20 protein-coding genes and 1 pseudogene are annotated in these 23,810 nt (G+C 37.4%); 8 read left to right on the top strand and 13 right to left on the bottom strand.

Features of this window, described 5'->3' with window-relative positions:
- Both H6F47_RS13460 and H6F47_RS13455 read left to right on the top strand, forming a co-directional pair.
- On the top strand, positions 1–1,636 hold a 1,636-nt coding region (locus H6F47_RS13460; protein WP_190649550.1), incomplete at its 5' end, for a tetratricopeptide repeat protein.
- A gap of 403 nt (positions 1,637–2,039) precedes the next feature.
- On the top strand, positions 2,040–2,594 hold the full coding sequence (locus tag H6F47_RS13455) for a DUF2808 domain-containing protein (RefSeq protein ID WP_190347349.1): 555 nt from the start codon (positions 2,040–2,042) through the stop codon (positions 2,592–2,594).
- Positions 2,595–2,640: 46 nt separating this feature from the next.
- On the opposite strand, the gene H6F47_RS13450 is transcribed toward H6F47_RS13455, so the two are convergent.
- From H6F47_RS13450 to H6F47_RS13420, 7 genes are all read right to left on the bottom strand, one after another.
- Positions 2,641–3,171 carry a dual specificity protein phosphatase family protein gene (locus H6F47_RS13450; RefSeq protein ID WP_137666515.1) on the bottom strand — a complete coding sequence of 177 codons (531 nt, stop codon included), beginning with the start codon at positions 3,169–3,171 and terminating at the stop codon, positions 2,641–2,643.
- 58 nt (positions 3,172–3,229) lie between these two features.
- Positions 3,230–4,204 (bottom strand): HEAT repeat domain-containing protein, encoded by a 975-nt coding sequence (locus H6F47_RS13445; RefSeq protein ID WP_096572465.1) that lies wholly within the window; start codon positions 4,202–4,204, stop codon positions 3,230–3,232.
- A 10-nt stretch (positions 4,205–4,214) separates the two neighbouring features.
- The gene (locus H6F47_RS13440) at positions 4,215–4,442 is read right to left on the bottom strand and encodes a ferredoxin family protein (protein WP_027401230.1); all 228 of its coding nucleotides are present in this window, start codon (positions 4,440–4,442) and stop codon (positions 4,215–4,217) included.
- Positions 4,443–4,481: 39 nt separating this feature from the next.
- Complete coding sequence (gene metX, locus H6F47_RS13435; protein ID WP_190649548.1) at positions 4,482–5,543, bottom strand: homoserine O-acetyltransferase; 1,062 nt, start codon at positions 5,541–5,543, stop codon at positions 4,482–4,484.
- A 127-nt stretch (positions 5,544–5,670) separates the two neighbouring features.
- On the bottom strand, positions 5,671–6,981 hold the full coding sequence (locus H6F47_RS13430; protein WP_190649546.1) for an O-acetylhomoserine aminocarboxypropyltransferase/cysteine synthase: 1,311 nt from the start codon (positions 6,979–6,981) through the stop codon (positions 5,671–5,673).
- An 82-nt stretch (positions 6,982–7,063) separates the two neighbouring features.
- Positions 7,064–8,779 carry a fumarate reductase/succinate dehydrogenase flavoprotein subunit gene (locus H6F47_RS13425; protein WP_096572903.1) on the bottom strand — a complete coding sequence of 572 codons (1,716 nt, stop codon included), beginning with the start codon at positions 8,777–8,779 and terminating at the stop codon, positions 7,064–7,066.
- 120 nt (positions 8,780–8,899) lie between these two features.
- Entirely contained in the window at positions 8,900–9,973 is a 1,074-nt protein-coding gene (locus H6F47_RS13420) for a sulfonate ABC transporter substrate-binding protein (RefSeq protein ID WP_096572468.1), read from the bottom strand.
- A 214-nt stretch (positions 9,974–10,187) separates the two neighbouring features.
- Here H6F47_RS13420 and H6F47_RS13415 point away from each other — a divergent pair, with 214 nt between their 5' ends.
- The 5 genes from H6F47_RS13415 (at position 10,188) to H6F47_RS13395 (ending at position 15,862) form a co-directional block, all read left to right on the top strand.
- Positions 10,188–11,240: an Mrp/NBP35 family ATP-binding protein gene (locus H6F47_RS13415; protein WP_236103992.1), complete on the top strand. Its 1,053-nt coding sequence runs from the start codon at positions 10,188–10,190 to the stop codon at positions 11,238–11,240.
- A gap of 72 nt (positions 11,241–11,312) precedes the next feature.
- Entirely contained in the window at positions 11,313–12,062 is a 750-nt protein-coding gene (locus H6F47_RS13410) for an SDR family NAD(P)-dependent oxidoreductase (RefSeq protein WP_190347352.1), read from the top strand.
- Between the two features lie 223 nt (positions 12,063–12,285).
- Complete coding sequence (locus H6F47_RS13405; RefSeq protein ID WP_190649544.1) at positions 12,286–13,548, top strand: MFS transporter; 1,263 nt, start codon at positions 12,286–12,288, stop codon at positions 13,546–13,548.
- 335 nt (positions 13,549–13,883) lie between these two features.
- Positions 13,884–14,915, top strand: coding sequence for an aliphatic sulfonate ABC transporter substrate-binding protein (locus tag H6F47_RS13400; protein WP_096572472.1), 1,032 nt, complete (start codon positions 13,884–13,886; stop codon positions 14,913–14,915).
- Between the two features lie 416 nt (positions 14,916–15,331).
- Positions 15,332–15,862 carry an MgtC/SapB family protein gene (locus H6F47_RS13395; RefSeq protein ID WP_096572473.1) on the top strand — a complete coding sequence of 177 codons (531 nt, stop codon included), beginning with the start codon at positions 15,332–15,334 and terminating at the stop codon, positions 15,860–15,862.
- A gap of 191 nt (positions 15,863–16,053) precedes the next feature.
- On the opposite strand, the gene chrA is transcribed toward H6F47_RS13395, so the two are convergent.
- On the bottom strand, positions 16,054–17,259 hold the full coding sequence (gene chrA, locus H6F47_RS13390) for a chromate efflux transporter (RefSeq protein WP_096572474.1): 1,206 nt from the start codon (positions 17,257–17,259) through the stop codon (positions 16,054–16,056).
- A 74-nt stretch (positions 17,260–17,333) separates the two neighbouring features.
- Positions 17,334–17,648: pseudogene (locus tag H6F47_RS13385) on the bottom strand (NAD(P)-dependent oxidoreductase); the annotation flags it as partial.
- A gap of 356 nt (positions 17,649–18,004) precedes the next feature.
- On the opposite strand from H6F47_RS13385, the gene H6F47_RS13380 reads away from it, so the two are divergent.
- Positions 18,005–19,255: a tetratricopeptide repeat protein gene (locus H6F47_RS13380; RefSeq protein ID WP_190649554.1), complete on the top strand. Its 1,251-nt coding sequence runs from the start codon at positions 18,005–18,007 to the stop codon at positions 19,253–19,255.
- A gap of 105 nt (positions 19,256–19,360) precedes the next feature.
- On the opposite strand, the gene H6F47_RS13375 is transcribed toward H6F47_RS13380, so the two are convergent.
- From H6F47_RS13375 to H6F47_RS13360, 4 genes are all read right to left on the bottom strand, one after another.
- Complete coding sequence (locus tag H6F47_RS13375; protein ID WP_096572476.1) at positions 19,361–20,137, bottom strand: PhnD/SsuA/transferrin family substrate-binding protein; 777 nt, start codon at positions 20,135–20,137, stop codon at positions 19,361–19,363.
- 345 nt (positions 20,138–20,482) lie between these two features.
- The gene (locus tag H6F47_RS13370) at positions 20,483–21,430 is read right to left on the bottom strand and encodes a D-2-hydroxyacid dehydrogenase (protein WP_137666505.1); all 948 of its coding nucleotides are present in this window, start codon (positions 21,428–21,430) and stop codon (positions 20,483–20,485) included.
- A gap of 198 nt (positions 21,431–21,628) precedes the next feature.
- Positions 21,629–21,958: a 4Fe-4S binding protein gene (locus H6F47_RS13365; protein ID WP_096572479.1), complete on the bottom strand. Its 330-nt coding sequence runs from the start codon at positions 21,956–21,958 to the stop codon at positions 21,629–21,631.
- Positions 21,959–22,179: 221 nt separating this feature from the next.
- On the bottom strand, positions 22,180–23,805 hold the full coding sequence (locus H6F47_RS13360) for an FAD-binding protein (protein ID WP_190347355.1): 1,626 nt from the start codon (positions 23,803–23,805) through the stop codon (positions 22,180–22,182).
- Positions 23,806–23,810: the final 5 nt, after the last annotated feature.

Genomic DNA, 23,810 nt, shown 5'->3' with positions numbered 1-23,810 from the left:
AGGAGCAATAGATGATTACAACCTAGCTATCAAGATTAATCCTAACCTTGCCCAAGCCTACAACAACCGGGGAGGTGTCCGTTCTGAATTAGGAGATAAGCCAGGAGCAATAGATGATTACAACCTAGCTATCAAGTTTAATCCTAACTATGCCGATGCCTACTACAACCGGGGAAATGTCCGTGATGATTTAGGAGATAAGCAAGGTGCTATAGATGATTACAACCTAGCTATCAAGATTAATCCTAACCTTGCCCAAGCCTACAACAACCGGGGAGGTGTCCGTTCTGAATTAGGAGATAAGCAAGGAGCAATAGATGATTACAACCTAGCTATCAAGATTAATCCTAACCTTGCCCAAGCCTACAACAACCGGGGAGGTGTCCGTTCTGAATTAGGAGATAAGCCAGGAGCAATAGATGATTACAACCTAGCTATCAAGTTTAATCCTAATTTTGCCGAAGCCTACTACAACCGGGGAAATGTCCGTAATGAATTAGGAGATAAGCAAGGAGCAATAGATGATTACAACCTAGCTATCAAGTTTAATCCTAATTTTGCCCTAGCCTACTACGGCCGGGGAGTTGTCCGTGATGATTTAGGAGATAAGCAAGGAGCAATAGAAGATTACAACCAAGCTATCAAGATTAATCCTAACTATGCACTAGCCTACAACAACCGGGGAGGTGTCCGTAATCAATTAGGAGATAAGCAAGGAGCAATAGAAGATTACAACCAAGCTATCAAGATTAATCCTAACTATGCACTAGCCTACAACAACCGGGGAGGTGTCCGTAATCAATTAGGAGATAAGCAAGGAGCAATAGAAGATTACAACCAAGCTATCAAGATTAATCCTAACTATGCACTAGCCTACAACAACCGGGGAGGTGTCCGTAATCAATTAGGAGATAAGCAAGGAGCAATAGATGATTACAACCTAGCTATCAAGTTTAATCCTAACTTAGCCCTAGCCTACAACAACCGGGGATATGTCCGTGATGATTTAGGAGATAAGCAAGGAGCAATAGAAGATTACAACCTAGCTATCAAGTTTAATCCTAACTTTACCGAAGCCTACAAAAACCGGGGATTGATCCGTTATGCTTTAGGAAATAAGCAAGGAGCAATAGATGATTTCAACCAAGCCCTCAAGATTAATCCTAGCAATGCCTATGCCTACATCGACCGGGGATTGATCCGTTCTAAATTAGGAGATAAGCAGGGTGCAATGGAGGATTACAATCAGGCTATTAAGATTGATCCTAACTTGGCCTTAGCTTACTACAGCCGAGGAGTTGCTCGTTCTAATTTAGGAGATGAACAAGGAGCAATAGAAGATTTCAACCAAGCCCTCAAGATTAATCCTAACTATGCAAATGCCTACTGCGACCGGGGATTGACCCGTTATCAATTAGGAGATAAGCAGGGTGCAATTGATGATTACAACCTAGCTATCAAGTTTAATCCCAATTATGTAGATGCCTACATCGACCGGGGATTGATCCGTTATGCTTTAGGAAATAAGCAGGGTGCAATTAAAGATATCCAAATAGCCGCAAATATCTATAAAAAAGAAGGTAAAGAAACAGACTATCAAGATACTATGGAGCTAATCAGAAAAATTAACAAATAATGAATATAAGTTAAGCCAGGTACGAAAGATCCCCGACTTCTTAATTAAATTTTTTGTAAATAATGAAGATCATTCAAAGAAGTCAGGGATCTAAATTTGATGCTTTCATTTCCTTCTGTTCTTCTCTCTTTCTTTGCGCCTCTGCGTCTTTGCGTGAGATAAAAAACATAAAATTACTTAACATTTATTAATAAAATTACCCAAACAACAATGAGAGAATCTGATCTAATTTAGTTAACTTAGCAGTATTGCAATATAACCTCTCATTTAATCCACCTAATCAGATAGGAATTAGGACGATTAAAATTAACTAATATGTGTAATTATTAGTGACTTCCACTTGCTAAACTAAAAGGGTGTAATTCAATAGAAAAACCTATTTAAAATATCAAATCCTCAAAACATGAACAACTTTAAAACTCTTGGTAAAACTCTTTGTAAAACCCTAGCTATTAGTACAGGAATCTTTTTATTATCTGTACATACTACCTACGGGATACCATCAAAACCGTTGTTAACTGCCAAAACAACCTATAATCAAACAGGTTCTTGGGACGCAACTTATTATTTTACAATCAAATTACCAGAATCTCTAGCTAATTGGCAACTGCAACAGGTTGTTTTAACACAAATAGAAGGTGTAGAAAATATTGAATTTGATCAGAAAAACAGTTTTGCTTTTGTAGAAGCAAGTGGACAAAAAGAAAAGGTAGGTATTACCCTAACCAAAAGTTCAACTCAACCACAAACTATCATTGCTACTTTTGATAAACCAGTTTCTGCAAATCAAACAATTATTATCGCTTTAAAACCTTTTTATAATCCCACCAGCGAAGGTATTTATCTATTTCGAGTTCATGTTATTTCCTCCGATGAAAAGGCAAATAATTTAATTGTAGGAACTGCTAGATTCCAATTTTATAATAGTTTTGATGATCACCTATTTTATCAATGGTAAAGTGTTTATAAATTGCTGAATTTGTCTGAAAAATCAGCAATAGTATTCAATTAGTTAAGAATGCTAGGCGACAATTATTAAGTAACAAATTCAATTCTTGTGCAACTTGTAACGGATTTTCACTTAACATTACAGCTTCATGAGGATTTCTCCCTGTTCTTATAACAGCAGAAATTGCATCTTTGTTAGAAAATCCCCGCACACTCACTAACCAAGCTGCTAATATATGCCCAGTCCGGCCAATTCCACCAGCACAATGCACAACTACTTTTTCATTTTGTTGATTTGCTGTGATCAAAAAAGGTAGGATTTTCTCTATGAGTGTTTCTAAATCAGATAAATAAAAATCTTCAATTGGTGTCCAACAAATTTGTTGATTACCAAATTCTTGCCGATATGTATCTAAAAGATGAGCATAATTAGCTAGTTGTTTTTCACTAAGTAAACAGCAAACTCGCTTGATATTTTGTGATTTCATAAACTCAATCCAATCATATACCTGATTATCAGTATATCCAGGTTGAGAAGCACCAAATACTATTGTTTCTTGTTCCCAAGCAGGAGCAAATTTGTACATATTTAGCGAAGTTGTGTTGTAAGGGCGAAGCATTCGGTCTATTAATTATCGGTTCTTGTCAAAATTTATTTTCCGAATCCTTCGCCCCTATTATTGTTTTAATTGCTCTTTCTGCGTAAATACAAACATCTCGATCAGGATCATCTAGTGCTTGTTGTAGTGCATTTAAAGCATCAGCATTTTCTAAATTACCAAGTGCTATGGCTGCTTCTTTTCTCACATCAGAATATTCGTCTATTAATGCTTTAATCAAATCAGGTAATAAATTTTGATCTGGCGTTTTTTGTAATACTTGAAGCGTGAATTTTCGCACCTGCCAATGTTCATCTTTTAGCGCAATTTTTAAAGCGGGAATTGCTGCTGAATTAGCATGAATTGCTAGAGATTTAGCTGCATTGCGTCGTACTTGCCAATCAAAATCAGAAATTAGTGCTTTAGTTAATAAATCTACAATTTCTTGATCTGCTAAATGTCCTAAAGTTAATGCTGTTGCACGACGGACATTATCATCAGGATCATTGATTAATGATAAAGCTGGTGGACAGATTTGGACTTGGTTTAAATAGCGCAAAGTTGTAATAGCAGCTTCTCGTAGTTCTGGATATTTGGAATCAAAGAAAGATAACACCGCAGGTAAAGATTGAACATCATGTATCTTCCGCAATAAGATTAAAATATTAATTTGCAGGTTGATATTTTCTTGATTTAGTGCATCTAACAATAACAGTAAATCATCTGCATTTATTAATTCACCTAAAGCTGATAATGCTTCGGTGCGAACGTCTTCATCTGGGGAAGCGAGGGTTTTTAATAAAGCTGGAACTGCTTGAGGATTGGCAATTTCCCAAAGTGCGGATACAGCTATTTTTTGGACTGGGGTGCTTTCGTCTTCCAGTGCGATAATTAAAGCATCAAGTGCTGCATCTTCTCCGAGATGCTGTAGAGATTTTACCGCAACTAGGCGATCGCTCACATCAGGCGATCGCAACATTTCCAACCATTGATTTAATTCTGAATCTGTATTTGTAAACATTTCTGCACCTCTACCGCAATAAAAAAGGAATTTGGACTGTAATCGCATTTGTTGGACATTCTTTTTCACAGGGTAAACAGAACCAACATTCATCATATTTCATATAGGCTTTTCCCGTCTCTGGATTTTTTGCTAATACATCCAGAGGACAAACTTCAATACAAGCAACACATTTTTCTAAACATTTAGATTCATCCACAATTACAGGAACATCTACTCTTTGATTAATTAAAGCCATAATTTTTTAACTCCCTAATTTGATTGAAAATTAAACAAATTAAACACAAAATTTTAATCCTTTCCTAAAAGAAACTACCATTTCATTCAATTCCTCCATATCAATTAAAAAAGCATCATGTCCATGAGGTGATTTGATTAATCCTAATTGAGCATTAGGAATTAAATCTACTAATTCTTGTTGTTCTACTGGGGGATAAAGAACATCAGAATCAATCTCTATAACTAAAGTTGGTTGTTTGATACTTTGCAAAACAGATTGATAATTTTTCCTATGCCAACTAACATCATGACTATCCATTGCATGAGTTAATGTAATATAAGTATTAGCATCAAAACGTTCTATGAGTTTTTGACCTTGATATTGTAAATAACTAGATATGGCAAATTGATTAAATTCATCCTTCTCCCTTCCAAAACGATTTGTAAAACTCTCCCAATAACGATAAGTAATCATTGCCATCATCCGCGCTACGGCTAACCCTTGGTTCGGAGGTGCATCACTTGTATAGTTCCCATCTTGCCAATTTGGATCTGTATAAATTGCCTGTCTTTGTGCTTCACTTAAACCAATAGACCATGCTGAATGTCTTCCAGGTGCGGCTATTGGTGCGATCGCTCTCACCTTTTCTGGATATAATAATGCCCATTCTAAAACTTGCATCCCACCCAGTGAACCACCTATTACCAATCGCAGAAATTTAACATCCAGATATTCTAATAGTGCGGCTTGCAAATTCACCATATCCCTAATTGTAATTCTAGGAAAAGATGCACCATAAATTCTTGCTGTATTTGGGTTAATAGAAGTTGCTCCAGTTGTACCGTAACAACTTCCTAAAATGTTGCTGCATACAAGAAAATCCTGATCAGGATCAAAGGATTTCCCAGCACCAAATAAAGGTTTCCACCAGTCGTCAGCGTCAGCAGAGCCAGTTAAAGCATGACAAATTAAGACTCCATTATCACCGTTGGCGTTTAATTTTCCCCAGGTACGATAAGCAACCTGAACACCAATTAATACTTCACCAGATTCTAATGAAAATGGTTTTGAAAGTTGATAAAACTGAGTTTTTGGTGAAATGAAGTCTAGGTATTTCATATAGTAGGGAATAGGGAATAGGGAATAGGGAATAGAACACAGGTGTTTAGTAATTGAGGAGTATTAGGTGTAGATAGATTATTCTGTAACTCCTGTAACTCCTGCAACTCCTGTATTCTTCTTTCTGTCACCTGTCACCTGTCACCTTCCTAAATGCCTGTTCAAAATCCTCCTTAATATCGTCAATATGTTCAATTCCCACAGATACCCGTACTAAATCTGGTGTTACACCAGCCGAAATTTGTTCACTCTCACTTAGCTGTTGATGGGTTGTAGAAGCGGGATGAATAACAAGGGTTTTTGCATCACCAACATTTGCTAAATGACTGGCTAATTTAACATTACTAATAAAGGCTTTACCAGCTTCTAATCCCCCTTTAATACCAAAATTAAGAACTCCACCAAAACCATGTCGAAGATATTTTTTAGCGCGTTCATGATAGGGATGATTGGGAAGTCCTGGATAATTAACCCATGCTACCTGCTCTTGTTGTTCTAACCATTTAGCCAATTCTAAAGCATTATTTACATGACGATCTACACGCAGGGAAAGAGTTTCTAATCCTTGTAGTAATAGAAAAGCATTAAATGGACTTAATGCTGCTCCTAAATCTCGTAATCCTTCCACTCTGGCGCGAATAATAAAAGCAATATTACCAAATTGACTACCTTTGCCAAATACTTCTTGAAAATTCAATCCATGATAAGCGGGGGAAGGTTCGGTAAAGAGGGGAAATTTGCCGTTACCCCAATCAAATTTACCAGAATCAACTACTACGCCGCCAATGGATGTACCATGTCCTCCAATCCATTTAGTTGCAGACTCGACAACAATATCAGCACCATGTTCTATTGGTCGTGCTAAATATCCACCTGCACCGAAGGTATTATCTACAATTAAAGGAATACCATTTTCATGGGCAATGTGGGCTAAAGCTGCCAAATCAGGAATGTTAAATTGGGGATTACCAATTGTTTCAACATACAAAGCTTTGGTATTTTGATCAATTGCTTGACGGAAGTTTTCTGGATCATCTCCTTCCACAAATTTGACATTGATCCCTAATCGTGGAAGAGTAACTTTGAATTGGTTATAAGTTCCTCCATAGAGGAAACTGGTGGAAACAATATTATCTCCTGCTTGAGCGATCGTACTTATTGCTAAAAATTGTGCTGCTTGACCGCTTGCAGTAGCTAAAGCTGCTACACCACCTTCTAATGCGGCAATCCTTTTTTCAAATACATCCGTTGTCGGATTCATGATGCGAGTATAAATATTGCCAAATTCCTGGAGAGCAAATAACCGCGCTCCATGTTCAGCATCATCAAAAACGTAGGAAGTAGTTTGATAAATTGGTACAGCGCGGGCGTTAGTACCAGGTGCAGGTTCTTGTCCAGCATGGACTTGTAGGGTTTCAAAACGATAATTTTCTGACATAGGTAGTTGTAGTTATTCAAGTAGACTGACTATCAAAAAATAAGGAGGTTTTTAATTAGTTTTTGATTTACTAATTATCTAGTTATCTAACTGCAACATTATAAACTTCTTGCTGTAAATCCACCTCTACAACATAAGGCTCAACGGGACGTTTAAACAAAATCATTTCTTCTGATTCGTCTTTTTTCAAATTCACATGACAAAACCACTCTTCATTATTCTTATCTGGAAAATCCAAGCGATAATGATATAAACCCCAACGACTTTCCCGACGATATAAAGATGATCGTGCTGCCATTTCTGCACAATCACGAATAAAATGTACTTCCATACATCGCATCAATTCATGGGGATCACGCGCTCCCATTTGGTCTAATACTTCATGATAGCGAAGAAAATTATTTAGTCCAATTTCCATTTTATTCCCGGATTTTGGTGGTTGTAAATAATCATTCACCAGTCGGCGTAATTTATATTCAACTTGAGTATGGGGAATAGCATTAGGTTGATTTAATGGTGCGTAAATTCTCGCTTTTTCAGCTTCTAAAAAATCAACATCTGGTTCTAAATATTCTAAATTTTGAATATAATTTATCGCATTTTCTCCTGCTAACCGACCAAATACAAATGCACCAATCATATAATTATGAGGAACACTGGCCATATCTCCGGCTGCATATAATCCTGGTACTGTAGTTTCTGCTTTTTCATTCACCCACACACCAGACGCACTATGTCCACTACATAATCCTATTTCTGAGATATTCATCTCAACCCCATGAGTCCGGTAGTTTTCGCCTCTACCTTCATGAAAACGTTCTCTACTCGGTCGTTCATTTGCCCATAAAACAGACTCAATTTCCGAAATTGTATCCTCATCCAAATGAGTCATTTTCATTTGAATTGGTCCTTTACCAGAGTTTAATTCTTTCCAAATCTCTAGCATCATTTGCCCACTCCAATAATCACAATTAATGAAGCGGTTTCCTTCAGCGTTGGCGGTATATGCTCCATAGGGACCAGCAACATACGCACAGGCTGGACCATTATAATCTTTAATTAATGGGTTGATTTGGAAACATTCAATATTGCTTAATTCTGCTCCTGCATGATAAGCCATTGAATAACCATCTCCGGCATTTGTGGGGTTTTCATAAGTTCCATAAAGATAACCAGATGCAGGTAGTCCTAATCTGCCACAAGCACCTGTACAAAGTATCACGGCTTTAGCTTGAATAACTACAAAATCACCACCACGCACATCAAATCCAACTGCACCAATCGCTCTACTATTTTTTACTAGTATTCTAGTTGCCATAACGCGATTTGTAACTTTCACTTTATGGCGTTTAACTTGACGAGTAAGAATGGTTTTTAAATCTTTGCCTTCTGGCATGGGTAAGACATATTTTCCTACTCGATGCACTTGTTTAACGTCGTAATTTCCTTGAGGATCTTTTTGGAATTTAACACCCCAATTTTCTAATTCTTGAATGGTTTCAAAACCTAATTTACCTGTTTGATAAACGGCTTTTTGGTGTAGAATACCATCGTTAGCAATGGTGACTTCACGGGTGTATTGTTCTGGGGTAGAATTGCCAGGAATAACGGCTGTATTTACTCCATCCATACCCATAGCGATCGCCCCACTGCGGCGAATATTCGCTTTCTCTAAAATCAATACCTCCGCATTAGGATTTGCCTGTTTGGCTTTAATCCCTGCCATTGTCCCTGCTGTACCACCACCAATTACTAAAACATCGGTTTTTAGCCACTGTGTATTAATGTTTGTTACCATATACAACTCTTGCAATAATTTAAAATTTTTTCTCACCCAGAGAAAGTCAAGGAAGATTTTTAGAAATAATTGATGATTAGCAATTTTCTTATCACCAATCACCAATTACCAATTACTAACCTATTTATTGCCTTGCCAAACTACTTCTTTAACCTTGATCTCTTTAGGAATCAATTGAATTTTGTAGAAAGCATCTGCAATTTCTTGCTGTTTGGTAATTACTTCCTCTGTCAGAGGTAATACACCATAATCACGCCGCTTTTCTGCTGTTTCTAGAACGGCCGCATCTATACCCAAAACAGGTGAGAGTAATTTAGCAACTTCAGTAGGATTATTTTTTGCCCAATCGCTGACTTTATTCACTCCATCTAAAACAGTTTTTAACACTTCTGGATTTTTCTCTACAAAAGATTGAGCAGCTAAATAATAACCTAAATTGGGTGCTAGTCCAGTTGCATCTGTGAGAGTGCGTGCGCCAGTAGCTTTTTCTGCCGCAGCTAAAAATGGATCCCAAATTGCCCAAGCATCAACATTTTTTCCTTCAAAAGCAGCACGTCCATCAGAAGGATTCAGGAAAATTGGCTTGATGTCGGTGTATTTTAATCCGGCTTTTTCTAGGGCTTTGATTACTAAATAATTGGTATTTGATCCTTTTACAAAAGCAACTTTTTTACCTTTAAGATCAGCTACGTTTTTAATAGGTGAATCCTTATGAACAATAATCGCTTCTGCTTTGGGAGTCCAAGGATCATAGGCAACATAAACAAAAGGTGTACCTGCCGCTTGGGCAAAAATTGGTGGCGCTTCTCCTGTATAACCAAAATCAATACTACCAGCATTTAAAGCTTCTAACATTGGAGGACCTGCGGGAAATTCAGTCCATGTCACAGAATTACCAGAGCCTTTTAACGCTTCTTCTAATTCCCGTTTTGCCTTTAATGCGTAAAGAACGGTTGCAGCTTTTTGGTAGCCAATGCGAACTACGACACTGCTATTTGTTGCTTGAGAAGTTGGACTTGAATTAGGTGTCTGAGTTGTTCCCGTGTTTTCGCTGGCGTTGGGAGAACAAGCAGAAATAGCTAAAGTTAGGCTTAGTCCAACTGCAAACAATAAGGAAAAATTGCGAATATTAGATTTTTTCAGAAAAGTGATTCCAACTTCAAATAATCGGAATAGAGAGAATTTACTCAACATAACTCTAGTGCTAAAGGTCAATATATTATTCAGACTTTAGGTCAATTTATGATAAAGTACAGTATACCAATCAAGTTACCGTATTTTTTAAAATATCACATAAAGGTAATTGAAATGCAAGCTTTTCTTTAAAAAAAGTAATTATCCTGTTACCTAGTTATTGATTTTGTGATTTTCTATACCAGATAACCGTAAAATGTTGAAAAAATCAGATTTGAACAATGGCCTTTTGCAAGAAGAACTACAAAGAGATTCTTCCCATCTCCCACAAGAAGAAGTTATCCAACTCCTCAAACAAGTAATTGAACCCAGTCTGAAAAACGATATCGTTAGTTTGGGAATGGTGCGAAATCTACGGATAGTTGATCAATATATTTATTTGCGCTTGTATATAGGTTCTCGTCAACAGCATTTAGAGGCAGAGATTAAAGCGGTATTATCATCATTATCTTGGTGTAAAAAAATCTATATTCAAATTTGTACAATTCCAGGAGTGAAAACGACATTAGCCATATCTAGCGGTAAAGGAGGTGTAGGTAAATCCACAACCGCAGTTAATTTAGCAGCAGCTTTGAGGTTAAAAGGAGCAAAAGTTGGGTTATTAGATGCTGATGTTTATGGTCCTAATGTTCCTCAGATGTTAGGGTTAGGACAATCGGAAGTTACAGTTATTGATACTGTTAATGGTCAGAAATTTTTACCGTTACAAGCTCATGGTATCAAAGTCATGTCTGTAGGATTGTTGGCAGAACCAGATCATCCTCTAGCATGGCGTGGACCAGTATTACATAAAATCATTACTCAATTTATACATGATGTTGAATGGGGAGAATTGGACTATTTGTTAATAGATTTACCTCCCGGTACTGGTGATGCTCAAATCACGATTGTGCAAGAAAGCCCGATTTGTGGAGTCATATTAGTAACAACACCTCAAGAAGTGGCGATTTCTGATGTGCGTCGCAGTATCTATATGTTTCGTCAAGTGGGTGTTCCTGTTCTCGGTATTATCGAAAATATGAGCTATTTTATGGGCGTAAATGGCGAAGAAACTCCGATTTTTGGTAGTGGTGGCGGTGAAAAACTGTCTAATGAACTCCAAGCACCGCTTTTAGGTAAAATTCCCCTCGATCCGCGTATTTGTAATGGTGGTGATACTGGACAACCTCTTACTCTTGCTGACTCTAGCACAATTACAAGTCAAATATTTATACACATTGCTACGGCATTAGAAGCTACTTTTTTTGCTTTTTCTAATGATCTGTGATATCTTTAATTTTAAATCTACAGTAACTTTATCAAGATACCGTACTTTAAAATTAATCAATGGGTGTTTACTATGGCAGGTAAATTAGATGGTAAGGTGGCTATTATTACGGGAGCATCTTCGGGAATTGGTAAAGCTACGGCTATTTCATTAGCAGCAGAAGGAGCAAAAGTAGTAATTGCAGCTAGAAGGAGAGACCGTTTAGAAGCGATAATAAAGTATATTACTGAAAATGGTGGACAAGGATTATCTGTTATTGCAGATATTACCGATGAAGCACAGGTTCAAAATTTGATCCAAAAAGCTAATGCAAAATTTGGTCGCGTAGATATTTTAGTAAACAATGCAGGTATATCATTTCCTGGCAGGATTGAAAATGCAGATCCCGCAAATTGGCGAAAAATGATTGATATTAATGTCTTGGGGTTAATGTATGCAACTCGTACAGTCTTACCTATATTCAAAACGCAAAAATCAGGACATATCGTTAATATTTCATCCGTAGCAGGCCGCATCGCTCGTGCAGGAATGGCTGGTTATAATGTCACTAAATGGGGTGTAAATGCCTTTTCGGAAGCATTAAGACAGGAAGTTTATCAAGATAATATCCGTGTTACTATTATTGAGCCTGGTTTAGTTGAAACAGAAATTGATCAGCATATTACTGATATGGTAGCTAAACAGGAAATTGAAGCCAGACGCAAAGCAATTACACCATTACAAAGTGAAGATATAGCAGCAGCAATAGTTTATGCTATTACCCAACCACAGCACGTAAATGTGAATGAAATCTTAATTCGCCCAACTTTGCAAGATCGATGATACTCAGAGGTTGTTTGAAAATTCTGTCATGGTGTATCACATATTTTTACCCCTCCCTAACCCTCCCCTTATAAAGGGGAGGGAACCGTATTTTTATTGTTTCCCCCTTTTACAAGAAGGGGGGTAGCAATGTGATTAAAATTACGGTATACCACTTTTAAAACATCCTCTCAGATGATACTGACAGCTATTCACAATTATACCGAAAAAATAGGTAATATTAATGTTAGAAGAAAATGTAAAATCATTAAATAAAAATAACAAAGTATCTGCTTTTTTGATTGGGGAAAGCGTGTCTTTTTTCGGCTCTTGGATGACACAAATTACCTTGGTATGGCTGGTTTATCAATTGACAGATTCAGCCATGTTAGTTGGTATAGCTGGATTTAGCAATCAAGCTATGGGTTTAGTGATTACACCATTGGTAGGAGTATTATTAGATAGATGGAATTTAAGGTATGTTCTATTAACTACCCAGATAGTATCTATTTTCCTATCTTCACTATTAACCTTTTTAACTTTTAGTAATCAGATTAATTTTACATATATTATTATTATTGGTATTCTTCAAGGCACAGTAAAAGCTTTTGATTTACCAGCACGTCAAGTAACTCTTCCTAGATTACTAGAAAATAGAAGTGATACTTATACTGTGATGGCTGTGCATTCATTTTTAATGAATACAGCTAAATTTGTTAGTCCGATGATTGGGGGTTTGATACTTGTTAGAAATGCAGCAGGTTTATGTTTTTTAGTAGATGCTATTAGTTATTTGCCTTTTATATTAGTTATCTTCACTATGCAGATAAAAACAAATATCAATATTTCATCCATATCAAAACCTCCAAAAATCTGGTATAACTTGAAAGAAGGATTTATTTTTGTTTATAATTTTGTGCCTATTAAAGCTATTTTAATATTGCAAATGATAGTTTGCTTTATGGCAATGACTCATGTAAATCTTATACCGATATTTGCTAAAGAAGTGCTGAAAGGAAATGCAGGAACAATGGGTTTTTTGATGACTTCTACAGCTTTTGGTTCTATTTTTTCTGGTATTTATCTAATGCAGCGCAAGCAAGTCATAGGACTAGAAAAAGTTATGGCAATTTCTACTTTAGTGCTGGGAGTATCCTTAATATTATTTTCTCGCTCAACACAGCTAGAAGTTTGTTTAGTATTGATCTTTATTGTGGGATTAACTAACACACTAACTTTAGCTTCAATTAGTAATTTTATGCAAGTAATTTTAGTGGAAGAAGATAAAAGAGGACGAGTAACTAGTATATTTATGACTACTTTTTTGGGAATATTGCCTCTTGGTAATTTATTTTTCGGAGGATTAGCAAATTATATTGGTGTTGCTAATGCTTTATTATTTAGCGGTGTTTGTTGTATTGTTGTAACTTATTGTTTTGCCACAAAAATATCGACTATCAGAAAAGTGGTAAACCCAATATATGAGGAAATGGGATTACTTTCTTAAAGATTATTTATAAACATATAGATAAAATAAGATCCCCGACTTCTGACATCAATTGATGATTGGTTAACACAATAAATCAAATGATTCAGGATCTGGGTATAAATTAATGTTATAAATAAATACTTGCAATTATTTAAACCTCAGCGATTAAACCTCAGCGATTAGTCGAATGCTTAAACCAAATTCAAATTTTTAGAGAAAAATGTATTAGAAAATACTTGATTTTAGGATTTATTTATGCAATATTAATATCTGCAACTACTTAATTACGGTAGACATACAGTAGTTTTTCTAAAATTTTATTCAACTTCAAATACACTCTGAATATTTCATCTATGAAAACACAATTTTTAGCACAACGTCCTATAGTTTTAACACGGTTGTTATTGGGATTGTTTTTTCTATCTATACCCATAACAAGTAGTTTATTGGAAACAAGCCAAGCTCAGACAAAACCTGGATTTACTTCTAAAGTAATCAACTTAGCTTATCAAACTTCTGGTGATATTGTCAAAATCAGAAAAGTTGTTGAACCACGTTTTCAAGCCTTAGGTGTAAAGGTGAATTGGGTGGGACCATTTCCAGCCGGTCCACAATTAATAGAAGCAATGAATGCAGGTAAAGTTGATATCGGTACTGTGGGAGAAACACCCCCAATATTTTCCCAAGCGGCAGGTGTCACAGAAGTCATTTATATTGCTGGGCGTGTACCCAGTAGAGGACTAGGACAAGGTATTATAGTCAGAGCCGATTCTCCGATTAAGAAATTAGCGGATATTAAGGGTAAGAAAGTTGCCTTTCAACGTGGATCAAACGCCCATTATTTATTAGCTAAAGCTTTAAAAGAAGTGGGTTTAAAGATTAGTGATGTTCAAGTTGTGGGATTAACTCCATCTGAAGCCCGTGATGCTTTCATTCAAAATAAAGTTGAAGTTTGGGTAGGTGGTGATCCCTTTTTAGCTCTTGTAGAGAAAACTATTCCTATTCGTAATTTGAGAAATGCATCAGGGATTAATACTCTCGGCGGATTTTATATCGGTAGACGGGAATTTGTTACTAAAAATCCCGAATTAACAAAAGTATTTTTAGAAGAAGCAGACAAGGTAGGAGAATGGGCTGATAAAAACCCTAAGGAAGTCGCCAAAGCTTTTGCACCGGAATTGAAAATAGATGTATCAGTTTTAGAAGTTGTAGCACGGCGACGTACATATCGGTTAAGAAAACTCACACCTGCTATTATTTCTGAACAACAGCGAGTGGCAGATTTCTATTTTGAAGAAAAAGTTATTCCCCGCAAGATAAATGTTAAGGATGCAACTTTACCTGCTCAATTAGCTGAAGCTATTACACCTAAACGACTGAAGTAGACTCATTAGACTTAGTAGTTACAATTATCGTAGGGACAATTCATAAATTGTCCTTACAAAGGTCAGGGGAAACGTATATTTAATTTCTGCTGGATATATCTAATGATATAGATAACAATATGGACAAAACTCAGTTCAAACTTGTAATTTTTGATTGGGATGGAGTGTTAGTAGATAGCGCACCAATTATACAAAGATAGTTTTTAATGATATGCGGCAGCTTTCTCAACTGCTGTAGCTATTGGGCAGTACCTAAGTTATTTTACTTATTGTTAATTTTCTGTTAAAGTAAAAACCAACTACTTTAAACCTATCAACTTACTGGAGTTATATTTGCTGCAATCATCAATAGGTAATCTTTTCTCCTGTGGGTAATAGGTGCAAAACTCCGTTCCATCTTTCAGAGGAATCAATCCATGAGTGTAATGTTTTTGGCTGCCGATGATTGGATACATATAGGTTTTAGACTAATACTGGCACTTTTAGTCGGTTGCATAATTGGATTGAATCGCCAGAAAGGTGGTAGAGCAGCAGGGATGAGGACATTTATGCTGGTGACTATGGGAGCAGCATTATTTGTGATGATTCCTTTGCAAGCTGAAGGTGAAAGTTCGTTTGCTGCGACTAATGCTCTGAGTCGTACTATTCAAGGTGTAACTACTGGTATAGGCTTTCTTGGTGCAGGATTAATTTTGCAAGAATCTCCCAGAAAATCTGAAGTGCCAAAAGTACGGGGTTTGACTACAGCGGCCTGTGTTTGGACAGCGGCAGGATTAGGAGCAGCTATTGGTTGTGGTTTGTGGCAAATGGGATTGTTGGGAGGATTTTTGACTTTAATTACTTTGAGTGGTATGAAGCGACTTAATCGTTTTTTTAGATTTTTAATTGGTCAAAATAATCAACCAATTGCTTCACAGCTAAATGCTCCTGCTGATGATGATGATTAACAGTAAATAATGACAGCACTTTTGGAGTAAATGAGGTACGTCAATTTTAGAAGATAGTTTTAAAACTTGAAGTTCAATAGGCTAATGTACTTCATAATCTCCAATCTGCTGTAAAAAAAATATTTCTCTAATTAGGGGTTGCTGAAAAATCCTTTCCGTGAATTTTCTCTGCTAAAATATTCAACAATTTTTTATTTGATATAGCCTAAAGCCATAGCACCATAACCAATTAAACTACTACCTAAAACTAGCCAAGCAGCATTGATGCGGTAACGAGTAATCAAAACTGTGGAGATGAGTGCGATCGCTATCCCCAAAATATCTACATAGGGTGGTTTTGCTATTTTTAAAGTAGCTATTCCCAGTTGCAAGGTAGCTACTACCATCAGTGCTACAGCACTGGCATTCACAGCATCTAAAAATGATCTTATCCAAGCAGAACTGCGTAAACGGGGAATAATCGGATTTAAGGCAGCAACAAAGAGAAAAGATGGTAGAAAAATACCAATGGTAGCTACTATCGCACCAGGTATACCAGCTAAGACATAGCCGATAAAAGTGGCAGTAGACAGCACTGGACCAGGGGTAAATTGACCAATAGCGATCGCATCTAGTAGCTGCTGTTGTGTTAACCAGCCATATTCTTGAACTAATCCCCCCTGCAAAAATGCAATTAGCACATAGCCACCACCAAACAAAACACTACCAACTTTCAGAAAAAACCAACCTAATTGCCATAAAGGAATAGATGTACCTGCCACAGTGCTAATTGTAGATGTTGTCTGTAAAGTTGCCCCTGTAGTTAAGACAGCAATCAATAAGTTAGGTTTATTTCCTGGTGGTTTGTCTTGATTTCTAGGATGTAACCAAATCATACCTAGTAATCCTCCAAACAATAAGGCAATTACTTCATTCACTTGCCGAATTAATACCAATAATCCTACAGCTATAGCAATAATCAGTAATTGACGGTTTTTAACCGCTTTTTTTGCTAAACCCCAAAGGGAATTTACAATAACCGCTAAAACAGCAGGTTTGATACCATAAAGTAAAGGTGAAATTTGAGGTAAACTACCATAATTAACATAAATCCAGGCAAATATCCCTGTTATTAAAACCGCAGGTAATATAAAACAAACACCTGAGACAATTAACCCTGGCCATCCTGCATAAATATATCCGACATGAATTGCCATTTCAGTGGAATTGGGACCAGGAATCAAATTAGTTGCACCTAGTAAATCCAGAAAATGGTCTTGTGTCAACCACCGACGACGCTTCACTACTTCATCTTCAATCATGGCAATATGGGCAACTGGTCCACCAAAGCCAATAACACCCAATTTAAAAAATAGTGTAGCTATTTCACCCAACCGACTAAATAAGTTATACTGCATAGCCTGCGTAATCTACGTTAAAAATGTAAAAGCAAACTTACGTTTATCCCTACTTATTTTATATTTATTATTATTTAATAACCAGCAGTTTTATCTACCACATTGCGTAAAGACTTACCTTGACAATAGCGGTTGAAATTGTCAAGAAATAGGGCAAGTGTTCTCTCTTTGACTCTAGGAGAATTTCCAGAACAATGGGGTGTAATAAACACATTTGGCAATGTCCACAAAGGACCTTCTGCTGGTAATGGTTCTGTAAATACAGTGTCTAAAGCTGCCCCAGAAATCCACCCTGCTTGTAAAGCTTGAGTAAGTGCTGATTCATCAACAATTGCCCCTCGCGCAATATTAATTAAATAGGAGTCAGGGCGAAATAAACGCAGGGTATCTACCAATATTTCAATTTTTCAGGACTTTTCTGCACCACTAAGCTTGCGTAGTCAGGATGGAATATTAAATAATGTAGTGGCTGCATTAATAACACCCAATTCAAGTGACTTAACTATTATACCGTAATTTTGTATTTATTTAGATTAAACCCAATCGACAGCATTCATTCATCGAGGTAGTTCTCGGAAATAAAGCTTTGCAAAGATATATTCTCCGGTAACTTTATCAACTTACCGTAGTTTTTGCTTGCGGTTTGGGAGAGGTTGTGGCATAATCTAGCTGTTAAGTACAGTATTCCGACCGAGTTACCGTAGTTAAAAATTTACTTTATAAATCTTGCTGCAAGGAATTTATGATGCTTAAAGATGGACAAGGGCTGTTAGTGACAACAGATTCAGCCGAAGCGATCGCTGCTATTAACCGTTTTATTGATCAATCCCTTGCTTATGGTAAAGATGCAAAAACAGCGATTTTAGAAGCAGTTGACGCTGATCCAAATTGTGCTTTAGCTAATGCTTATGCAGCCGCTTATCATCTGAGTCAAGAAAGTACAAAAGATTGGCAACAGGCACAACCATATTTGCAAGTCGCACAAAGAAATTTAGGCAAAATTACTGCCAGAGAACAGTTATACGTAGAAGCAATTTTAGCTTGGGCAAATCAAGAGATTGATGTAGCAATAGCCCTTCATGAAGAGATTACCAATCAATTTCCCACTGATTTAATTTCCGTGCAGCAGGGGCAATATCACTATTTTTATACAGGTAATAAAGAAAAATTACTAGAAATTGCCCAAAAAGTTTTACCTAACAATCCCCAACAAGATTATCTATATGGGATGGTGGCTTTTGGCTTAGAACAATGTCACCAATTACCAGCAGCAGAAAAAATGGCACTTGAGGCGATAGCGTTAAATATATATGATCCTTGGGCGCATCATGCTATTGCTCATGTAATGGAAACCCAAGGAAGAACCCAGGAGGGAATAATTTGGATGGAGAATTTTGCATACACCTGGGACAACTGTAACTCTATGCTTTATACCCACAACTGGTGGCATATAGCACTGTATTATTGGCAATTAGAAAACTACGAAAAGGTTCTGAAAATCTACGATGAGCATATTTGGCAACGTGCTAACAAACAATCTCCCAAAGACCAAGTAGGGGCAATTTCCATGTTATTACGGCTAGAATTACGTGGGGTAGATGTAGGCAACCGTTGGCAAGATATCAGTCCTTATCTTTACAGTCGCATTGATGAACACGCATTACCATTCCAGGATTTGCATTATGTCTATGCCCTTACCAAAGCTGGACACAATAACTGGGTAAAAGAAATGCTTCAAAGTATGAAACATCACGCCTTGAGTATTAATCCCTTTCTCCGCAGGAGTTGGGTAAAGATAGCAATTCCCGCAGCTAAGGGCATGGTAGCTCATGCTCAAGGTGATTTCCAGACAACTGTTAACGAACTCAAATTTGTATTATCGCGGTTGCATGAGATTGGGGGAAGTCATGCACAGCGAGTATTATTTGCAGAAATTTATCAAGATGCTCTCTTGCGCGAACAAAAGCAGCATCGAATTTATCCTATTAGTGCTTAAAATCTTATGGGATGGGCATACTATGGCTAACGCCACGCCACGCTAACGGCAAGTGTTACAGTGAGCTTGTCGAACTGCTCAGTACAAGTCTTGCCCGTCCCTATATTATTGGCACTGATTAAGTACCCGATAATTCTCTAACTTCACTGCATCAAAACGCTTAACACTAAATTGTTTCATAATTTCTTGCAACTGAGCATCTGGTTGGAGTAGAGCCAATTGCATTTGCTGAATCAAAGAGATACCTAAACGCCGCGCTGTTACCAATGGTGGCATAGGAGAGGGTCCGATTATTTGCACCACACGTAAATGGTGTGATAATTCAGGAAAATCCCGTAATTCTTGTTCTAATACAACACTATCAATGGCTGCACAATCAGCCAGTCCTTCAACTACCCAACGAATAGAACGTTGATGAGAACCTGATTCTAAAGATTTTCCCCAGAAATTGGGTGAATATTTTTCTTGACTCAACCACCGCCAAAGTAAATGATAACCACTATTAGAACCAGAGTCGTTATAGCAAAAAGTTTTCCCTGATAAATCAGCAAACTTCTGAATATTGCTATCAGTCTTAACAATCACATCTGCATAGTATATAGGACAATCACCATATCGAGATGATTGCATCACAGGCGCAACTAATGTCTGTAATTGATTTGGTGCTATTTGACTATAACGAATTAGTGGTAATCCACAAATAAAAGCCAAGTCTATTTGGTCTTTAAATAATAGAGTGTCTTTTAAGGGGTCGTATTTACTTTGATGTAGTGCAATTTCTACTTGTAAAACACGACCTAAATAAGCTGTAATCTCCTGATATAATCCAAAATAATTAGGAGCTAAATAAGATACAGCCTGTAATTTTGTAATCTTAGTCATTCTTTTTTTTAAACACTGCTATTTTGGAAAATTTTAATTAGCTTTTGCCTAGAGTAATGAATATATAAAAAACTGAGACTAGCAAAAGCAAGCAGCATGATTTTGAAAACTATTATATAAGGATAAATATACCACCATGTCCCCTTAAATAAGGATACTCCTAGTTCTGATACCTTCCCTAAAAAATGAGGATATGCTTTTTGATGGATCTGAATATTAATGTCTTGGCCTAATGTCATGATAAATTCTCTTGTCAATAAAAAACTAAAGCACAGCAACTCGATAGGTTTACCGTAGATTATATCAAAAAAAATCTGGTTTTCCTATTTTGACGAATAAAAATTCCTAATAACCAGCAGTTTTATCTACCACATTGCGTAAAGGCTTACCTTGACGATAGCGAGTGAAATTATCAAGAAATAAAGCAAGTGTTCTCTCTTTGACTCTAGGAGAATTTCCAGAACAATGGGGTGTAATAAACACATTTGGCAATGTCCACAAAGGACTTTCTGCTGGTAATGGTTCTATAAATACTGTATCTAAAGCCGCCCCAGCAATCCAACCTTCTTGTAAAGCCTGTATAAGTGCTGATTCATCAACAATTGCCCCTCGTGCAATATTAATTAAATAGGAATCTGGGCGGAATAAACGCAGGGTTTCCACATCAATCATTCCCTTTGTTTCCGGCGTTAAAGGTGTAGCAATCACCACAAATTCTGCTTCTGGAAGTAGTTCTTTCCAATCATTAGCACCAACTACTTTATCAAAGTTTGGTAATGGTTTTGGATGACGAGAACTGCCAAAAATACGCATTCCAAAAGCTTTAGCACGAACCGCAATTTCTTGACCAATTCCACCTGCGCCGATAATTAATAAAGTTTTCTCGAATAATTCTTGAATTGGTAAACCTCTTTGCCAATCATGCTCATTTTGTAGTTTATATAAACTTGGTAATCGTTTAGAATAAGCCAGTAGATAAGTAATCACAAATTCAGCAATAGGGATACCATGAACCCCTGCACCATTAGTTAAAATTAAATCTCTTTCTAAATATTTTGGTGTCAAAATATGATTGACACCCGCATTTGGGGCATGATGCCAACGTAATGAAGGCGCTGCATATAATACTCGATGTAAAGTAGTTGGTTTGAGATAAAACCAACTAAAATAAACTTCTGCATCTGTGGCATCACCATCTATATTACCCTCACTATCTACACGCAATACAATAGTATTTTTAGGTAAATGCGGCTCAATCTCATGGGCAATTTCTACTGGTAAAATCAGTTTCATAGGGAGTCTCCCAAATGTGTAAATTTATTTTTATCTAAGGTCAAAATGTTCTAAAGACTTGATATGATTGAACCGCAAAGGACACAAAGGACTCAAAGCTAAGAGAGTTTAAGAGATTTTTTAGTGTTGCTGCAATTATTTTTTCAAAATTGGGATGCTCCCGTTTCATAATTGATAACTTCGATTATTTTTGATATTCTATTTCATCTTCTCCAACAATTTATATGTTGAGTCTTCTTTAGCTGTGGTTGTAACAGATTTTCCCCAACCGATATTTTTACGATAACTGCCTAAAAGTTGAGATTCTGCTAATGATTCTTCGTTGATCCCTGTTAATGGTTCTACGTCTGGGGCAACATACAGCGCATCAACTGGACAATATAATTCACACATAAAGCAGGTTTGACAATCGCTTTGTCTGGCAATTTTTGGAGGTGCATCTGGTACTTTATCAAAAACATTTGTTGGGCAAACTTTCACACAGAGATTACATTGAATGCACCGGGATTCACTAACTAATTCAATCATAATAAAAAACCAAAATTAATATTGATGTAGGTTGGGTTAAGCCAATTTTATGTGAGGCTGAACATAATCCTGAAATCCCTTGATTAATCCATCTTTATCTGCGTTCATCTGCGTCCATCTGCGTTCAATTTAAGTTGTAATCATGTTGGGTTTCCTTGCGTCAAACGCCATTCGCCACAAGACGGGAAACCCGTCCAAGGCGATGGCTCTCCAACCTACAATTAAACAGTTACGAGTTCTTTCGCTTTTGTTTCCTGGATAGGTGCAGCTTTTACCCATACTTGATCCAAACCACCACTAATTAAATAATGATGTTGGTTAGCATCCTGTTGTGGATAATCTAAATGTTTGTGCATTCCGCGAGTTTCTTTCCGTTCCAAGGCACTGCTATACATCCATCTAGCTGTGGCTACCATTCCCGCAGCTTCCCTTGTGCGGACAATATTACTATTATCTGCAACTTCACTATGACGAATTTTATGCCAAAGGAAATGTAATCTTTGCAATGATTCCGTTAAAGTTTTTTCATTACGGAAATAATTGTGATTGTATGGGAAAACTTCCGCTTGAGTAGCTTTAATGATGTCTTCACTGTGAATTTGCTTCTCACTACCAGAGATAAATCCTACACCACCTACAGCTTGAACTGGTCTTTGGTTGGCTTGCATACCTAAATTATGGGAGTATGTAGCCGCAGACTGTCCTGCCCAATATCCTGAAGATAGCGCCCAAGCTGCGTTATGACTACCACCACCGGTAAAGCCACCACAAATTAATTCTCTGGTTGCGGCATCACCGGCGGCATAGAGTCCACGTACAGAACTAGCACAAGTATAATCAGTAATTCTAATGCCACCTGTGCCTCGAACAGTCCCCTCTAAACGCAAGGTGACAGGGAAACGTTGAGTAAAGGGATCAATACCTGCACGATCAAAAGGTAGGAAGAAATTGGGTTGAGATAAACGCATTGTCACCCGCATCTCTTCTGATGCTTTGTCAATGATGGCGTAAACAGGCTGAGTTAGCAAAGTTTCGGCAATGACAGAACGCCCTTTTTGCGAACCAGCGCCGGGGATAGGTGTACCATCCTCGTAGGTGAAAGTTGCCCAATTATAGAATAGGGTTTTAGTTACAGAAGAAAAAGCAGGTGCGATGCCATAGGCGTTGGAAAATTCCATTCCTGACATATCTGCACCCGCTTCGGCTGCCATCAGGTATCCATCCCCTGTTAGCACATTGCAACCCAAGGCTTTACTCAAGAAAGCACAGCCTCCGGTAGCAATGATCACTGAATGCGATCGCACAACCCACTTTTCACCAGTCTGACGGTTAACCCCTGTCGCCCCAGCTACAGCCCCTTCTGCATCTACCAACAACTGCAAAGCCGGACTGTGATCTAAAATTTTCACCCCTGCCCGTTTTATTTGTTGCCGCATCAAACGCATATATTCTGGACCTTGGAGACTGCGCCGATAGAGTCTACCATCTTCATCTGTAGGAAAAGGATAACCCCATTCAGCTAGTTGGTTGACGTTCGCATAAGTTTGATCTAGTACCCGTTGCATCCAATCACGGCTAGATAAAAACCCTCCTAAAGCCTCTCTAGAACCCATTGCTGCTTCTCGACTGTCGGGTTCTGGTGGCACATACCATACACCGTTACCTGATGCGGCTGCACAGCCACTTGTACCACAATAGCCTTTATCTACTAAAACCACTTTTGCACCAGTATTAGCAGCACTCCAAGCCGACCAAGTACCAGCAGGACCACCACCAATTACTAACACATCAGCTAATAAGGTTTGATCAAAATCGCTATCTTGCGAAAATAGTTGTTTTTGAGTCATGGAAC

The organism is Sphaerospermopsis sp. FACHB-1094 (genome assembly GCF_014696195.1).
Classification (GTDB): Bacteria; Cyanobacteriota; Cyanobacteriia; order Cyanobacteriales; family Nostocaceae; genus Sphaerospermopsis; species Sphaerospermopsis kisseleviana.
Note: the sequence above shows the minus strand (reverse complement) of the source record. Positions and strands in the feature narration are given on the sequence as shown.

What these genes read in the sequence shown, in the direction of transcription:
- H6F47_RS13455 (WP_190347349.1), top strand. Translation starts at nt 2,040, where the DNA reads ATGAACAACTTTAAAACTCTTGGTAAAACTCTTTGTAAAACCCTAGCT.
- H6F47_RS13450 (WP_137666515.1), bottom strand. Translation starts at nt 3,171, where the DNA reads ATGTACAAATTTGCTCCTGCTTGGGAACAAGAAACAATAGTATTTGGT.
- H6F47_RS13445 (WP_096572465.1), bottom strand. Translation starts at nt 4,204, where the DNA reads ATGTTTACAAATACAGATTCAGAATTAAATCAATGGTTGGAAATGTTG.
- H6F47_RS13440 (WP_027401230.1), bottom strand. Translation starts at nt 4,442, where the DNA reads ATGGCTTTAATTAATCAAAGAGTAGATGTTCCTGTAATTGTGGATGAA.
- metX (WP_190649548.1), bottom strand. Translation starts at nt 5,543, where the DNA reads ATGAAATACCTAGACTTCATTTCACCAAAAACTCAGTTTTATCAACTT.
- H6F47_RS13430 (WP_190649546.1), bottom strand. Translation starts at nt 6,981, where the DNA reads ATGTCAGAAAATTATCGTTTTGAAACCCTACAAGTCCATGCTGGACAA.
- H6F47_RS13425 (WP_096572903.1), bottom strand. Translation starts at nt 8,779, where the DNA reads ATGGTAACAAACATTAATACACAGTGGCTAAAAACCGATGTTTTAGTA.
- H6F47_RS13420 (WP_096572468.1), bottom strand. Translation starts at nt 9,973, where the DNA reads ATGTTGAGTAAATTCTCTCTATTCCGATTATTTGAAGTTGGAATCACT.
- H6F47_RS13410 (WP_190347352.1), top strand. Translation starts at nt 11,313, where the DNA reads ATGGCAGGTAAATTAGATGGTAAGGTGGCTATTATTACGGGAGCATCT.
- H6F47_RS13405 (WP_190649544.1), top strand. Translation starts at nt 12,286, where the DNA reads ATGTTAGAAGAAAATGTAAAATCATTAAATAAAAATAACAAAGTATCT.
- H6F47_RS13400 (WP_096572472.1), top strand. Translation starts at nt 13,884, where the DNA reads ATGAAAACACAATTTTTAGCACAACGTCCTATAGTTTTAACACGGTTG.
- H6F47_RS13395 (WP_096572473.1), top strand. Translation starts at nt 15,332, where the DNA reads ATGAGTGTAATGTTTTTGGCTGCCGATGATTGGATACATATAGGTTTT.
- chrA (WP_096572474.1), bottom strand. Translation starts at nt 17,259, where the DNA reads ATGCAGTATAACTTATTTAGTCGGTTGGGTGAAATAGCTACACTATTT.
- H6F47_RS13380 (WP_190649554.1), top strand. Translation starts at nt 18,005, where the DNA reads ATGCTTAAAGATGGACAAGGGCTGTTAGTGACAACAGATTCAGCCGAA.
- H6F47_RS13375 (WP_096572476.1), bottom strand. Translation starts at nt 20,137, where the DNA reads ATGACTAAGATTACAAAATTACAGGCTGTATCTTATTTAGCTCCTAAT.
- H6F47_RS13370 (WP_137666505.1), bottom strand. Translation starts at nt 21,430, where the DNA reads ATGAAACTGATTTTACCAGTAGAAATTGCCCATGAGATTGAGCCGCAT.
- H6F47_RS13365 (WP_096572479.1), bottom strand. Translation starts at nt 21,958, where the DNA reads ATGATTGAATTAGTTAGTGAATCCCGGTGCATTCAATGTAATCTCTGT.
- H6F47_RS13360 (WP_190347355.1), bottom strand. Translation starts at nt 23,805, where the DNA reads ATGACTCAAAAACAACTATTTTCGCAAGATAGCGATTTTGATCAAACC.